This window comes from Enterobacter sp. DTU_2021_1002640_1_SI_PRY_ASU_LCPMC_013 (assembly GCF_032389435.1).
Classification (GTDB): domain Bacteria; phylum Pseudomonadota; class Gammaproteobacteria; order Enterobacterales; family Enterobacteriaceae; genus Enterobacter; species Enterobacter hormaechei_C.
Genome location: NZ_CP135594.1, coordinates 42,096 through 56,781 on the forward strand (window position 1 = coordinate 42,096; position 14,686 = coordinate 56,781).

The following is a 14,686-nucleotide window of genomic DNA, read 5'->3' on the forward strand; positions in this document are numbered from 1 at the left end:
GGGCGGCTAGTCTAAGGAGAACGCATGGTCTGGATAATGCTGGCAACGCTTGCCGTGGTGTTTGTGATTGGATTTCGTGTCCTGACCTCAGACTCCCGCCGCGCCATCAAACGTTTAAGCGAGCGGCTGGGGATCACCCCGATGCCGGTCGAGTCGATGATTGACCAGTTCGGTAAAACGCCGGGCAATGAGTTTATCCGCTATCTTGAACGCCCCGACGAGGCGCATCTGCAAAATGCCGCCCAGGTGCTGCTGATCTGGCAGGTCTGCATCGTCGACGCCAGCGAAGAGAATCTGCATACCTGGCACCGCATGCTGCGTAAAGCCCGTCTGGCCGCGCCGATCACCGACGCGCAAATCCGCCTCGCGCTCGGCTTTATGCGCGAGATAGAGCCAGACCCGCAGGAGTTCAACGCCTTCCAGCTGCGCTACAACCAGCTTTTCCTGCCGGAAGAGGGCGTGTTTTACCTGCACTGATATCACAAAACGTGATGAAGAGTATAAAGCATCGTCATTAGATTTATATCACCCGCAGGCGCACCATCACCTTATCAACTAACCGATGAGGTGAACCATGAAACAATCCGCCATTATCTGGCCGAACGACTACCTGCCCGGCACCACCGATAACTTTGCCTCCAACGAAATCATCGTCGCCGGGCTGAGCGCAAAAGAGATTTGGGCGCAGCTCAACGACACCACCCTGTGGCCGAACTACTACAGCAACGCCGAAGATATCCGTTTTCACGACGGCAGCGGCCCGGCGCTGAGCGCCAACGCCCGCTTCCGCTTCACCACCTTTGGCTTTCCGGTTGAGGCGCAGGTGACGGAGTATGTTCCGCCCGTGGAGGGCGAAGCCGCGCGTATCGCGTGGCACGGTTGGGTAGAAGGGGATGCAAATTCGCGTCTGGACGTGATCCACGCCTGGCTGTTTGAAGACCTGCCGGGAAACCGCGTGCGCATTCTGACTCAGGAGTCGCAGAAAGGCGTGCCGGCACAGGAATTAGCGCGCACGGTGCCGAACCCAATGATTAACGGGCATCAGGAGTGGATCGTGGGATTAGCGAATGCCGCTCTTAAGGCTCGCGGGTAATTTTGCCCGGTGGCGCTTTGCTTACCGGGCCTACAAGCCCGTAGGCCGGCGCAAGCGCAGCGCCGCCCGGCATTAAAAAACGACAAAAGTTGTCGAAACGTTAAATTCGTCACACTTTTGATGATAAACTGCGCGACTTTTCCGCACGTTTTTATCTTCAGGTGATGCCATGACAGAACATACCCAGCCCACGACTACACCGCAGGCCAAAGAGGTTTCACGCCCCAACTGGTCGGCGGTTTTCTCCGTGGCATTTTGCGTCGCCTGCCTGATCACCGTCGAGTTCCTGCCGGTCAGCCTGCTGACGCCGATGGCGCAGGATCTGGGCATTTCCGAGGGCGTGGCGGGGCAGTCGGTGACCGTCACCGCGTTTGTGGCGATGTTCGCCAGCCTGTTTATCACGCAGGCGATCGGCACCATTGACCGTCGCAAGGTGGTTATTCTGTTCAGCGTGCTGCTGACGCTCTCCTGCCTGCTGGTCTCTTTCGCTGAAAGCTTCACCCTGCTGCTGCTCGGCCGTGCCTGCCTGGGGCTGGGATTAGGCGGCTTCTGGGCGATGTCCGCCTCGCTGACCATGCGCCTGGTGCCTGCGCGTACGGTGCCAAAAGCCTTGTCCGTTATCTTCGGTGCGGTCTCGATCGCGCTGGTGATCGCCGCGCCGCTGGGCAGTTTCCTCGGTGGAATTATCGGCTGGCGCAACGTCTTTAACGCGGCGGCGGTGATGGGCGTGCTGTGCATTATCTGGGTGTGGAAGGCGCTGCCGTCCCTTCCGGGGGAAGCGGCGCACCACAAACAGAACATGTTCGCGCTGCTGAAGCGCCCGGGCGTGCTGGCGGGGATGACCGCCATCTTCATGGCCTTTGCCGGGCAGTTTGCTTTCTTCACCTATATCCGCCCGGTGTATATGACCATGGCGGGCTTTGACGTGGACGGCCTGACGCTGGTGCTCCTGAGCTTCGGGATCGCCAGTTTTGTCGGCACCTCGCTGTCGTCCCAGTTCCTGAAGCGCTCCCTGAAGGTGGCGCTGGCGGGTGCCCCGCTGGTGCTGGCGATCAGCGCCGCGGTGCTGGTGTTGTGGGGCAGCGATAAGTGGGTGGCTTCGGCGATCGCGATTATCTGGGGCTTTGCCTTTGCGCTGGTGCCGGTGGGCTGGTCGACGTGGATCACCCGCTCGCTTGCCGATCAGGCGGAAAAAGCCGGGTCGATTCAGGTGGCGGTGATCCAGCTGGCGAATACCTGCGGCGCGGCGGTGGGCGGCGTAGCGCTCGACCACCTGGGGCTGACCTCGCCGCTGGTAATTTCCGGCACGCTGATGCTGCTGACCGCGCTGCTGGTGGCGGGGAAGGTTAAGGCGAAGTAAATCCCCCCCTCACCCTAACCCTCTCCCCATAGGGGAGAGGGGACTGCTCGGTGCTGTCTTTTCACCCTCGCCCCTTTGGGGAGAGGGCCGGGGTGAGGGGACATCAGGCTACGCCGATGCCTTAACCCTTCTGCGCGAATCCATCGAAATCAACACCACCGACGACACAATCAACAACGTCCCAAGCCAGTCCGGCAGGGTGAATGCCACCCCCAGCAACACCACCGACAGCAGCGCGCTGCTCAGCGGCTCGGCGCAGCTCAGAATGCTCGCCTTCGGCCCGCCGATCATCTGTGCGCCTTTCAGATACAGGCTGAACGTCAGCGCGGTGCCAATCACCACCAGGTAGAAAAACGCCAGCAGCAGGCCGCCGTCGATCACGAAGGTGGTGCCGCGTCCGGCGTAGAACGGCGTCAGCATTAGTCCCGCAATCAACATACTCCAGCCGACAATCGGCAGCGTGCCGTAGCGGGCGATAAGCGTCGACGGGTACGTCGTATAAAACGCCGCGGCAAACGCCGAGGCGATACCGAAGAACAGCGCGGCCGGCGAGATGGAGAGCGACGTCGGGTCGCCGTGGGTTACCAGCAGGAAGGTACCCACAAGCGACGTGAAAATCGCGGATAAGACAAATATGCCGGGACGCGTTTTCCGCGCCAGCGCGAACCATGCCACGATAATGGTCGGCGACAGAAACTGGAGCACGGTGGCCGTCGCGGCGTTGGATTTTTCAATTGTCAGCAGGAAGGTGAGCTGCACGGTAAGCGCGCCAGCCAGCGAGAAAAACAGCAGGCTGAGGGCGTCTTTGCGGTTTTTGATGACCGAGAAAATCTTGTCGCCGTGAACGAAGGAGAGCGTCAGCAGGATCACGCCGGTAAACAGCAGACGAACCATGGTCAGGTAAGGCGAAGAGATGTGGCTTTTCTCCATGATGTACTGCGCGCAAACCCCGGAACTGCCCCATAAAACGGCGGCGATCAGGACGTTGAGCATCCCTTTGCGTGTGGAACCCATGTTCTCCCCTGTTATGTTGGTTTTTTTGTAGCATAACATGGGATCTTGCCGGGTAGCGCTACGCTTACCCGGCCTACAAAACCTTGTAGGGTGCGGTCTGGTGCCCTCAACCCTCAGTAATCTTCCATACAATCCACCTGACTTACTGCATCCCAGTAGGCGTCCAGGTTGTCACGCTTCACGGCGGTGATGGCGTTTTTGATCAGCAGCTGATTGGCCTCAGACGACAAAATCATCGCCTGCCAGGCCTTATCGCTCTGCTTTTTCTGCGGGGTACAGGTTTTCTTCACATCTTTCAGGACCTGCTGTTTTATCTGGGCCTCTTTCTCCGGAGCGCTCTTCTCCTGCGCGTGAACAAACGCAGCGAAAATCAGGCAAACGAGCAGGCAAACCAGGTGTGCAGATTTCATCGAAACCTCCTTTGAAAGTCACATGCTTCCCCTGAAATATATCGTTACATTCATCAACGCGATTCAAGCCAAAAGTATGAATTTACGCATTCTGCGTGCGGGATCCGATCGCCAGTGCAATGCCATAGCTTACTAACACCGCGAGACTCATTTTCAGCATCGTTTCTCCGCCGATACCGGCAAGAGGCGCTGCGATCCCGCCGAATAAAAACATCAGCATGCCCAGAATGGCTGACGCTGTGCCGGACTCCTTCGCGTCGACTGCGCTCATCGCTTCTGAACCCGCAATGGTGCTGATCCCGCTGTTAAATGCGACGGTGAAAAAGAGTGCAATCAGTGCCGGAACGGAAAGCTGCATCCACGCAAAGAGCAACGTCAGCCCCGCGCAGGTTAAGGCCAAAACCAGACCTATTTGCATTAACCCTTCCGCCGGGTGTCGGCGTGCCAGACGGGAGAAAATCAGCGCTGAGACGATCAGGCCGATACCGTTCACACCGAACAGCAGGCTGAACTGCATGGCGCTCAGGCCATACTCGTTTTGCATCACAAAGGAGGATGCCCCGATATAGGCGAACAGCCCCGCCAGCATGAAGGCCTGGATCAGGCAGTAGCGCATAAAGCGACGATTTTTAAGTACCGTCCTGGCGGTTTGCGTCAGCGATCCCCCGCCCTGTTTCTCTGTGAGGGACTCGCGGATAAAAAGCTGGCTGGCGATCAGCAGCGCCAGACCCGCCCCTGCCATTACCCAGAACAGCATCCGCCAGTCGAAATGCGACGCGATATAGCCACCGAGTACCGGGGACACCACGGGCGCGATGCCGTTGACCGTCATCAGTAGGGCAAAAAACTGCGTTAGCATCGTGCCATGATAGTTATCACGGGCGATGGAGCGGGCAAGTACGGAGCCGCCCGCCCCGGCAACGCCCTGCACAAATCGCCAGCCGATTAGGGCGTAAATATTCTGCGTGCTGGCACAAAGCACTGAAGCCAGTACAAACAGCAAAAGTGAGAACAGCAGCGGCGTTTTACGTCCGATGCGATCGCTTAGCGGGCCGAAAAAGAGTTGTCCCAGCCCCAGGCCAATCAGCGCCGAGGTAAGAGAAAGCTGCGTCAGCGTTGTGGAGGTGTTGAGCTGGGTGGCGATCTCCGGCAGCGCCGGAAGATAAAAATCGGAACACAGCGGCCCGATAGCCGTCAGCAGGCCAAGGATGGCCGCGAAAGAAAAAGAGAGTTTTGCCATAGGTATTTACTCTGATGGCCGGGCAACGTTGCGCCGCCCGGCAGTGATGTTACTGAATCCCGCCGCCCAGCGACTGCCACAGCGTGATGCGGTTTTCCAGGTCGGTTTGCTGCAAGGCAATCAGTGATTCCTGCGCCGACCACAGCGACCGCTGCGCGGTGAGCACCGTCAGATAATCGCCCGCGCCAGCCTTGTAACTGCGCGTCGCCACATCCAGCGTTTTTTGCTCCGCCGCCACGTATTCACGCTGGGCATCCAGCTGTTCACTCAACGTTTCGCGCCGGGCCAGCGCGTCGGCCACGTCCTTGAACGCGCTCTGGATGGTTTTCTCATAGGTCGCAATTAACCCTTTTTTCTCGGCTTCCGCATAGCGCAGCTGCGCCATATTGTTGCCGCCGCTGAACAGCGGCAGGGTGATGGAAGGTGCAAACGACCAGACCTTCATCCCGTGGCTGAACAGGGACGACAGCGAATCGCTGCCGACGCCCGCGCTGGCGGTGAGCGAGATGGTCGGGAAGAAGTTGGCGCGCGCCGCGCCGATGTTGGCGTTGGCGCTCAGCAGGTTATGCTCGGCCTCCTGAATGTCCGGACGACGCAGCAGCGCGCTGGAGCTGACGCCCGCCGGGATCAGCGTGATGGCGTTGTCGCTCAGGCTCTCCAGCGTGCCGGGCAGCAGGTTCTCGGGCACCGTATCGCCCGCCAGCAGGTTGAGAGCGTTTTTGTCCTGCATCACCAGCGTCTGGTAGCTCGCCACGCTGGCGCGCGCCTGCTGGTAAACCGCCATCGCTTCACTGACGTCCGTTGCCGCTGCCACACCCACTTCCTGCTGGCGCTTCACAATCTTGAGCGAGTTTGCGGCGCTCTCCAGGGTGGACTTCGCCAGCGCCAGATTGCTGTTATCCGCCGCCAGCGTCACCCAGGCCGTGGTCAGCTCGCTGACCATCGTCAGGCGCGTGTTCTGCGCGGTGAATTCGCTGGCAAGCCAGGTTTCACGCGCGGCACGCGACAGGCTCTGGTTGCGGCCAAACAGATCCAGTTCGAAGCTGGAGACCGCGCCGTTGGCTTCGTCACTTGTCGCGACGCCGCTCGCCAGCGTGCGGCTGCGGGTGTGGCTCAGTTCCGCGTCCACCGTCGGGAACAGGGACGAGCGCGTTTCGCCATACTGGGCACGGGCGGCGTCGATATCCGCAATCGCTTTTTGCACGTCGCGGTTGCTGTTGAGCGCCATCGTCACCACGCTTTTCAACCGCGCATCATTCATCACCTGCTGCCACTGGCTCACCACGGCGTTGGCTTCGCCATGGGCGCCCGGCAACGTCGCCGGGACGGGGGCGTCCGGGCGCTGATACGTGGGATCTAATGACACACAGCCCGCGCTCAGCAGCGCTAACGTTAATACGGTTACACGAAACATTATGACCTCCGGTTTGCGTGCTTACCGGAGAACAGACGTTTCACCAGTACAAAGAATAAAGGAACAAAGAAGATGGCCAGCAGCGTCGCGGCCAGCGTCCCGCCGATAATACCGGTACCGATCGCCACGCGGCTGTTGGCCCCGGCGCCGGTGGCAATCGCCAGCGGCGTCACGCCTGCGATAAACGCCAGCGAGGTCATGATGATCGGACGCAGACGCGTCTGGGCGGCCCGCAGGGCGGCGCGCGTCAGGGAGTAGCCTTCGGCCACTTTGGCTTCGGCAAACTCGACAATCAGAATGGCGTTCTTCGACGACAGACCGATGGTGGTCAGCAGCGCCACCTGGAAGTAGACGTCGTTGCTCAGGCCACGCAGGGAGGCGGCAATGGCCGCGCCCAGCACCCCAAGCGGGATCACGAGGATGACCGAAATCGGCACCGACCAGCTCTCATACAGCGCCGCCAGGCACAGGAACACCACCAGGATCGAGAGGGCATAGAGGCTCATTGCCTGACCGCTCGCCAGTTTTTCCTGCAACGACAAACCGCTCCATGCCCAGGTGCTGCCGGACGGCAGGTTATTCGCCAGCTGCTCCATTTTGCTCATCGCCGTACCGGAGCTGGCGCCGCTGGCGTTTTCGCCCTGAATCTCATACGCCGCCGAGCCGTTGTAGCGCACCAGGCTTTCCGGGCCATACTCCCAGCGGGTGGTGGCGAAGGCGGAGAACGGGGTCATGGTGCTGTCGCTGCCGCGCACATACCATTTGTTAAGATCCGATGGCACCGCGCGATAGTCGCTGTCGCCCTGGATGTAGACCTTTTTCACGCGGCCACGGTCAATGAAGTCGTTCACGTAGGTGCCGCCCCAGGCGCTGGAGAGGGTGTCGGTAACATCGCTCAGGGAGAGCCCCAGCGACACGGCTTTGTTGTTATCAATATCCACCTGAAGCTGCGGCATCTGCGGCAGATCGTTGGCGCGCACGGCGTGCAGCGAGTTGTCCTGGTTGGCTTCGCCAATCAGCTGGTTACGCAGTTTCAGCAGCGCGTCGCGGTCGGTGCCGCCGCTGGCCATCAGCTCAAAGGTAAAGCCGTTGCTCTGGCCTAAACCATCCACCGCCGGGGGCGTCATGGCGAAAATTGTGGCATCCCGAATGGTGCTCAGCTCCTGCGTGGCGCGCAGGGCAATGGCCTGGGCGGTATTCTCATCGCCTTTGCGCTCTGACCAGTTTTTCAGGGAGACGAACGCCATCCCGGCGTTCTGGCCGCTGCCGCTGAAGCTGAAGCCTTCAATGGTGAAGATCACGTCGGTATTGGCTTTCTCTTTGGTGAGGAACCACTCGCGTACCTGGCGGCTTACCTCGGCGGTACGCACCGCGGTTGCGCCGGCAGGCAGGGTGTACTGCACCATGATTTCACCCTGGTCTTCGGTTGGCAGGAAGCTGCCCGGCAGTTTTAGCATGGCGAACCCCATCGCGCCGCAGAGCAGGGCGTAGATCACCAGCATGCCACCGGAACGGCGCAGGGCGCGCAGCACCTTGTTCTGATAGCCGTGCTCGGTCTTACTGTAGAAGCGGTTAAACGCGCCGAAGAAGCCCTTTTTGTGCGGAGCGGTGTGATTCAGGATCGAGCCGCACAGCGCGGGCGTCAGGGTCAGCGCCACCACCACGGAGAGGAACATCGCCGAAATGATGGTGACCGAGAACTGGCGGTAAATGACCCCGGTAGAGCCGCCGAAGAAGGCCATCGGCAGGAATACCGCAGAGAGCACCAGCGCAATGGCGATCAGCGCGCCGGAAATTTCGCCCATCGATTTTTCGGTCGCTTCCCGGGCGGGCAGCCCTTCGTCGCGCATAATACGCTCGACGTTTTCCACCACCACGATGGCGTCATCCACCAAAAGCCCTATCGCCAGCACCATCGCAAACAGCGTCAGGGTGTTGATGGAGTAACCGAACAGCGCCAGCACGCCGAAGGTGCCCAGCAGCACCACCGGCACCGCCAGCGCCGGGATCAGCGTCGCACGGATGTTTTGCAGGAACAGGTACATCACCACCACCACGAGGATAATGGCTTCGAACAGCGTCTGAATCACGTCCTCAACGGAGATCTTGATGAACTCGGTGCTGTCTTTCGGGTAGGCCACATCGTAGCCTTCCGGCATCGACTTTTTGAACTCGGCGATCTTATCTTTTACCGCCGTGGCGGTGTTAAGCGCGTTGGCGCCCGGTGAGAGCATCACCGCCATACCCGCCGCCGGATGGCCGTTCAGCTTCGCGGTGGCGGTGTAATCTTCGCTGCCCATCTCCACGCGCGCGACGTCGCTGATGCGCACCACCGCACCGTTGGACTGGCTCTTGACGATGATCTTTTTGAACTCATCGACCGTTTGCAGACGCGACTGAGCGCGGACGGTGGCGGTCAGCTGTTGGGCGTTCGACGAGGGCAGTGCGCCGATTTTACCGGCGGAAACCTGCACGTTCTGCGCTTCAATCGCGCTCTGCACGTCGGAGGGCATCAGCGAGTACGACGCCAGCTTCGCCGGGTCGAGCCAGATGCGCATCGCGTATTCTGCACCGAACACCTGTAGGCTACCGACGCCATCCACGCGCGCCAGCGGATCCTGCATATTACTCACCAGCCAGTCGGCGATATCCGAGCTGCTGGCGGTGTCGGTTTTGTCATATACGCCCATGATCAGCAGGAAGTTGCTCTGGGATTTTTCGACGGTGATCCCGGACTGCTGCACCTCGGTCGGCAGGCGCGATTCCGCCTGCTGGACTTTGTTCTGCACCTGTACCTGAGCGGTGTCCGGATCGGTTCCCTGTTCAAACGTGACGTTAATACTCACCGACCCGTCCGAGCTGCTGGTGGAGGTGAAGTAGAGCAGGTTATCCAGCCCGGTGAGCTGCTGCTCGATCACCTGCGTCACGCTGTTTTCCAGCGTCTGTGCGGAGGCACCGGTATAGGTGGCGGAGATTTTGATCGACGGCGGAGCCACGTCCGGGTACTGCGCAACGGGCAGCGTGCGGATCGCCAGCATTCCGGCGAGCATGATGAGAATGGCGATAACCCAGGCAAAGACCGGGCGACGCACGAAGAAACGGGAAAACATCAGGCGTTTCCTCCGTTGGTTTTCATCTCTTCAGCTTTCACTTCCTGCCCGGCGGTGACTTTATCGGTGCCTTCCACAATCAGCTTATCGCCCGCCTTCAAACCGCTCAGCACCAGCCATTTGTCGCCGTAGGTGTCGCCCGTTTCGAGCTGACGCTGCTCCACCTTGTTGCTGGCGTTTACCACCAGCGCGGTGGCGGTGCCTTTGGCGTCGCGGGTGATGCCCTGCTGCGGGGCGAGGATCGCGTCATTCATGATCCCTTCATCCACTCTGGCGCGGACGAACATGCCCGGCAGAAGCTGATGCTGCGGGTTCGGGAAGACGGCGCGCAGGGTAACTGAGCCGGTAGACTCATCCACCGCCACTTCGGTCAGCGCCAGGCGGCCTTTTTCGCTGTAGCTGCTGCCGTCTTCGAGAATCAACGACACGTTCAGCGTATCGCTGTTGCTGGCGAGGGTTTGCTTGCGTAAACGCAGCAGATCGGCGCTGGAACGGGTTAAATCGACGTACATACTGTCCAGCCCGCGAATGGTGGCCAGCGCGGTATCCTGCTGGGCGGTCACCAGCGCGCCGGGGGTCACAGAGGAGATGCCGATACGTCCGGCAATCGGCGCGGTGACGGTGGTCCAGTTGAGGTTAATGCGGGCGCTTTCCAGCGCGGCTTTCTTTGACTCGACGCTGGCCTTGTCCTGCGCGCAGGTGGACTTCGCGTCTTCCGCATCCTGACGTGATACGCCGTCGTCCTTCACCAGCTGCGCATAACGCCGGGCTTTCTGGCAGTCGGCCTGCACCAGCGCCTGCGCCTGTTTCAGTGCGGCGGCGGCTTCATCATACGCGGCGCGGTAGCTGGAAGGATCGATCTGATACAGCGCCTGCCCGGCCTTGACCGTATCGCCTTCGGTGAACAGGCGCTTCTGGATAATGCCACCTACCTGGGGGCGCACTTCGGCGCTCATTGCGGCGGCGGTGCGGCCGGTCAGCTCGCTGACGACGGACACCGGCTGGCTCATGAGTGTGACAATCCCCACTTCCGGAAGAGGACGTTGAGGAGCAGATGTTTGCGCATTATCGCACCCTGTCAGGAGGAGTAATGCCGCGATGGAGGTTGTTATGGTTTTCATAATCTTTTTCCAGGGTGAACGAAGCCTGCCCTGTTAATCGCTTAACAGGGAGGAGGGCTAATTAAAAGCACAGCGATCCCGCATCTCTGGCTGAGCCAGAAATGAAAAAAGGGAAATTACTTATTTCCGCTAATTATTCACATGCGATTACTTCGCAGAGAAAATCATATTTAAAATATTCTGGTATATAGGCTCTAATTGTTCTGATGGTACTTTTAAAGGCGTGAGTCGACGGTAAATCGTGCCTTCGATCATCACGGCGGTAATCTCCACGCAGCAGCGAATATGCTCATCGCTCAGGTGAGGGAACTGCTTTTTCAGGTGCTCACAGGCATTGGCGAACATGCGGGCTTCGGCTTCGATCAGCATGTTTGCCACCAGCGGATTGCGCGTGGCCTCTGCGGACATTTCGAGCATCAGCGCGTCATCGTCTTCGTTAAGCGTCTGGCGCCAGGCAAGCGCCTGCGGCATCCCTTCAACCAGGGTTTTGCCCTGCATCTCTTCAATACGTGAGTCGATAATGCGCCGGATCATCTCTTCAATAATCGCGTCTTTGTTACTGAAATAGCGATAGATTTGTCCGACGCTGAGCCTGGCTTCGCTGGCGATCTGCGACATGCTGGCAGCGTGAAACCCGCTGGCGCGAAAGCAGCGGCGCGCGGCGGTAATGATTTCGTCCTGCCGCAGTTTTTGTCGTTCTTCCAGCTTTGTACTCATTGTCGGCTACCGTAAAAAGTGAGAATGATCGTTCTCATTATACGTTTTCGGAGACTATTGGAAAGGCTTTTTTTATTTACATATTGAATGAATATTTCCAGGTATAAACAATGGAGAAAATAAGGAGTTTTTATGAAGGTTAAGCTGTGAGATATTCAGATTGCGCTGAAAATAAGGAGAGAATTATGCATCTGAGCATTACAGATAATGTCACAGCCGAAGAAAAAGAAGAATTATTAACGGGGCTAAGAGCCTATAACGCGCAGTTTTTAGATCTGTCGACGTTTGGCGGCGATATTGGCGTATATATGCGAGACGACAATGGCGTCATGCTGGGCGGGTTAATCGGCGTACGGAAAGGCGACTGGCTGAACATCGACTATCTGTGGGTCAGCGACAGCGTGCGGGGAACGGGCGTGGGAAGCCAGCTTATCAAAACGGCTGAAGAGGAGGCCCGTCGCAAAGGCTGTCGTCACGCGCTGGTGGATACGGTCAGCTTCCAGGCGCGTCCGTTCTATGAAAAACAGGGTTATCAGGTGCAGATGTCCTTGCAGGACTACCCTTATCAGGGAATGCAGAGACACTATCTGTCCAAAAATCTTTAACCGCCGATCCCGGTGCCTATCACGGCTAACACGTGGCGCACCACGATCTCCGGCGAGAGGGCGCTAAGCCTTTCGTCATTGCGCATGCGGGAGAACGGCACCAGCACCAGGCTCAGCAGCGTAGTGAACAGCAGTTCGGGGGCCAGCGCCGGATTCAGCTTTCCTTCCTGCTGCCAGCCTTTGATGGTTGCCAGCGTGGTGTGATATTTCTCATCGCCAAAGCGTGCCTGCAAATGGGTGCGCAGTACCGGCATCTCGCCAATCACCTCCTGCATCCACAGCGGGGCAAACCAGCGATATTTTTCCGCCAGTTCGGCCAGCACCCTGACCATTTCCGTCAGGGCATCCACCGGCGAATCCCGGTTGTCGGCGAAAATCGCCCCGATCCGCTCGCGTAACGGCAGGAAGCGCTCCTCAATCATCGCATCCAGTAACTGTTCTCTGGAGTTGAAGTAGTAGTGCAGCATGGCGGGCGTCACGCCTGCTTCGCGGGCAATAGCGTTCAACGACGTATTGGCGATCCCCTGGCGGGAAAAGAGGTTCAGGGCGATATCCAGCAGCTGTTCACGGCTGGCGGTAACGCGCTTGCCGCCGCGTGGCCGACCGGGGCGGCGGGGTTCAGAATTGTCCTTTTGTGCTGGCATGGTCACCGTATCTCTTGATCTTATTCATCACTTCCACAAATATTAATTATACGATTAATTAATTTCAAGTGATGTCTCATGGAGTCCGACGTAATGACTCAACCTGCGAAAAAGGCGCCGTCGATTAAGCTGCTGTTCAGCGCACTCCTGCTGGTGATGCTGCTCTCGGCGCTGGATCAGACCATTGTCTCCACCGCGCTGCCGACCATCGTCGGTGAGCTGGGCGGGCTGGATAAGCTCTCGTGGGTGGTAACGGCCTATATCCTCAGTTCGACCATCGTGGTGCCGCTGTACGGCAAATTCGGCGATCTGTTTGGCCGAAAAATCGTTCTACAAATCGCGATTGTGCTGTTTCTTGTAGGGTCCGCGCTGTGCGGTCTGGCGCAGAACATGACCCAGCTGGTGCTGATGCGCGCCCTGCAGGGGCTGGGGGGCGGCGGTCTGATGGTGATCAGCATGGCTGCCGTGGCGGACGTGATCCCGCCTGCCGATCGGGGTCGCTATCAGGGGTTATTTGGCGGCGTGTTTGGCCTGGCGACGGTGATAGGGCCGCTGATCGGCGGGTTTATCGTTCAGCACGCATCCTGGCGCTGGATTTTCTACATCAACCTGCCGCTGGGGCTGTTTGCCCTGCTGGTGATTGGCGCGGTTTTCCACGGCAGCGCGCGGCGCAGCAAGCATGAGATTGACTACCTGGGGGCGATTTACCTCAGCATGGCGTTGCTGTGCATCATTCTGTTTACCACCGAGGGCGGGACGATCCGCCAATGGAGCGACCCGCAGCTGTGGTGCATTCTGGCCTTCGGCCTGACGGGGATCGCCGGGTTTATCTACGAAGAGCGGCTGGCGTGGGAGCCGATTATCCCGCTGTCGCTCTTCCGCGACCGCAGCTTCCTGCTCTGTAGCCTGATCGGTTTTATTATCGGCATGTCGCTGTTTGGCTCCGTCACTTTCCTGCCGCTCTATTTACAGGTGGTAAAAGACGCCACGCCGACGCAGGCCGGTTTGCAGCTGATCCCCCTGATGGGTGGGCTGTTGCTCACCTCCATTATCAGCGGGCGCATCATCAGCCGTACCGGGAAATATCGTCTGTTCCCGATCCTCGGCACGCTGCTCGGCGTGGTGGGGATGGTGTTACTGACGCGCATTTCAATCACCTCCCCAACCTGGCAGCTGTACCTGTTTACCGGCGTGCTGGGCATGGGGCTGGGACTGGTGATGCAGGTGCTGGTGCTGGCGGTGCAGAACAGCGTGTCAGCCGATCAATACGGCGTCGCGACGTCTGGGGTGACGCTGTTCCGTTCCATTGGCGGGGCGATTGGCGTTGCGCTGTTTGGCGCGGTGTTCACCCATATTCTGCAATCAGGCCTGATCGACAGGCTGCCGGAAGGGGCGGAACTGCCGCGCGAACTTAATCCCGTTGCCATTCACCATCTGCCTGATGCCCTGCGTCTGGACTATCTGGATGCGTTCGGCTCGGCGATCCATGCGGTATTCATGCTGGCGGCGGGGATTATGGTGCTGGCGTTTGTGCTGTCGTGGTTTTTGCGCGAAGCGCCGCTGCGTCGGCAGGCATGAGGTTAGCGGTTCTGCTATTTATTGCGAGTCGCTTTCTGATTTTTAAATGCCTCTCTTGTCGCTTTCCGGGGCGTTAGCGCATGCTGTGGGCTGGTCAATAAACCGACAGAGGTTGCCATGGAACGCACAGCGAAACTATTCAAAAAAGGACGAAACCAGGCCGTGGTCTTGCCAGCGGAATTTGCGTTTGAAACGGAGAGTGTTTATATCCGCCGGGATGACGAGGGGAATGTGGTTTTGACGGCAAGGTCCGAGAAAGAACGACACAGAGATAACTTTTTGCGCATGCTAAAAGAAACGCATGTGCCTGATACCTTTCTAAGTAAAGAGGAGCGCAATCAGAGCTATACGACAAGAAATCCTCTGGAAGGGCTGTAGAA

At 58.9% G+C, this 14,686-nt stretch carries 14 protein-coding genes; 6 read left to right on the forward strand and 8 right to left on the reverse strand.

What is annotated here, in order from left to right:
* Nucleotides 1-24: 24 nt before the first annotated feature.
* The 3 genes from RS584_RS00205 to nepI all read left to right on the forward strand — a co-directional run bounded on the left by RS584_RS00205 (nt 25) and on the right by nepI (nt 2,453).
* Complete coding sequence (locus RS584_RS00205; protein ID WP_193042217.1) at nt 25-477, forward strand: DUF1198 domain-containing protein; 453 nt, start codon at nt 25-27, stop codon at nt 475-477.
* 97 nt (nt 478-574) lie between these two features.
* Nucleotides 575-1,093, forward strand: coding sequence for an SRPBCC domain-containing protein (locus RS584_RS00210; protein WP_017694007.1), 519 nt, complete (start codon nt 575-577; stop codon nt 1,091-1,093).
* A 169-nt stretch (nt 1,094-1,262) separates the two neighbouring features.
* The gene (nepI, locus tag RS584_RS00215) at nt 1,263-2,453 is read left to right on the forward strand and encodes a purine ribonucleoside efflux pump NepI (RefSeq protein ID WP_015570108.1); all 1,191 of its coding nucleotides are present in this window, start codon (nt 1,263-1,265) and stop codon (nt 2,451-2,453) included.
* Between the two features lie 108 nt (nt 2,454-2,561).
* Here nepI and RS584_RS00220 read toward each other — a convergent pair whose 3' ends face one another.
* The 7 genes from RS584_RS00220 to RS584_RS00250 all read right to left on the reverse strand — a co-directional run bounded on the left by RS584_RS00220 (nt 2,562) and on the right by RS584_RS00250 (nt 11,479).
* Entirely contained in the window at nt 2,562-3,467 is a 906-nt protein-coding gene (locus RS584_RS00220; RefSeq protein WP_047737265.1) for an EamA family transporter, read from the reverse strand.
* Between the two features lie 113 nt (nt 3,468-3,580).
* A complete protein-coding gene (locus RS584_RS00225; RefSeq protein WP_003861030.1) occupies nt 3,581-3,877 on the reverse strand; it encodes a YicS family protein in 297 nt (98 codons plus the stop codon).
* 82 nt (nt 3,878-3,959) lie between these two features.
* Nucleotides 3,960-5,117 (reverse strand): multidrug effflux MFS transporter, encoded by a 1,158-nt coding sequence (locus RS584_RS00230; protein WP_017383668.1) that lies wholly within the window; start codon nt 5,115-5,117, stop codon nt 3,960-3,962.
* Between the two features lie 49 nt (nt 5,118-5,166).
* On the reverse strand, nt 5,167-6,531 hold the full coding sequence (locus RS584_RS00235; RefSeq protein WP_017694001.1) for an efflux transporter outer membrane subunit: 1,365 nt from the start codon (nt 6,529-6,531) through the stop codon (nt 5,167-5,169).
* Nucleotides 6,531-9,641: an efflux RND transporter permease subunit gene (locus RS584_RS00240; RefSeq protein WP_045329524.1), complete on the reverse strand. Its 3,111-nt coding sequence runs from the start codon at nt 9,639-9,641 to the stop codon at nt 6,531-6,533. The genes RS584_RS00235 and RS584_RS00240 overlap by 1 nt, the downstream gene beginning before the upstream one ends.
* Complete coding sequence (locus tag RS584_RS00245; protein ID WP_017383665.1) at nt 9,641-10,762, reverse strand: efflux RND transporter periplasmic adaptor subunit; 1,122 nt, start codon at nt 10,760-10,762, stop codon at nt 9,641-9,643. Before RS584_RS00245 ends, RS584_RS00240 begins: the two co-directional genes overlap by 1 nt.
* Nucleotides 10,763-10,909: 147 nt before the next feature.
* A complete protein-coding gene (locus RS584_RS00250) occupies nt 10,910-11,479 on the reverse strand; it encodes a TetR/AcrR family transcriptional regulator (RefSeq protein ID WP_000104919.1) in 570 nt (189 codons plus the stop codon).
* 185 nt (nt 11,480-11,664) lie between these two features.
* Here RS584_RS00250 and RS584_RS00255 point away from each other — a divergent pair, with 185 nt between their 5' ends.
* A complete protein-coding gene (locus RS584_RS00255; RefSeq protein WP_017383664.1) occupies nt 11,665-12,084 on the forward strand; it encodes a GNAT family N-acetyltransferase in 420 nt (139 codons plus the stop codon).
* On the opposite strand, the gene RS584_RS00260 is transcribed toward RS584_RS00255, so the two are convergent.
* Nucleotides 12,081-12,728 carry a TetR/AcrR family transcriptional regulator gene (locus RS584_RS00260; protein WP_017383663.1) on the reverse strand — a complete coding sequence of 216 codons (648 nt, stop codon included), beginning with the start codon at nt 12,726-12,728 and terminating at the stop codon, nt 12,081-12,083. The two genes, RS584_RS00255 and RS584_RS00260, sit on opposite strands and share 4 nt — an antisense overlap.
* Nucleotides 12,729-12,806: 78 nt before the next feature.
* Here RS584_RS00260 and RS584_RS00265 point away from each other — a divergent pair, with 78 nt between their 5' ends.
* Both RS584_RS00265 and RS584_RS00270 read left to right on the forward strand, forming a co-directional pair.
* A complete protein-coding gene (locus tag RS584_RS00265; RefSeq protein ID WP_015570095.1) occupies nt 12,807-14,306 on the forward strand; it encodes an MDR family MFS transporter in 1,500 nt (499 codons plus the stop codon).
* A 117-nt stretch (nt 14,307-14,423) separates the two neighbouring features.
* Nucleotides 14,424-14,684, forward strand: coding sequence for an antitoxin (locus RS584_RS00270; RefSeq protein ID WP_058677107.1), 261 nt, complete (start codon nt 14,424-14,426; stop codon nt 14,682-14,684).
* Nucleotides 14,685-14,686: the final 2 nt, after the last annotated feature.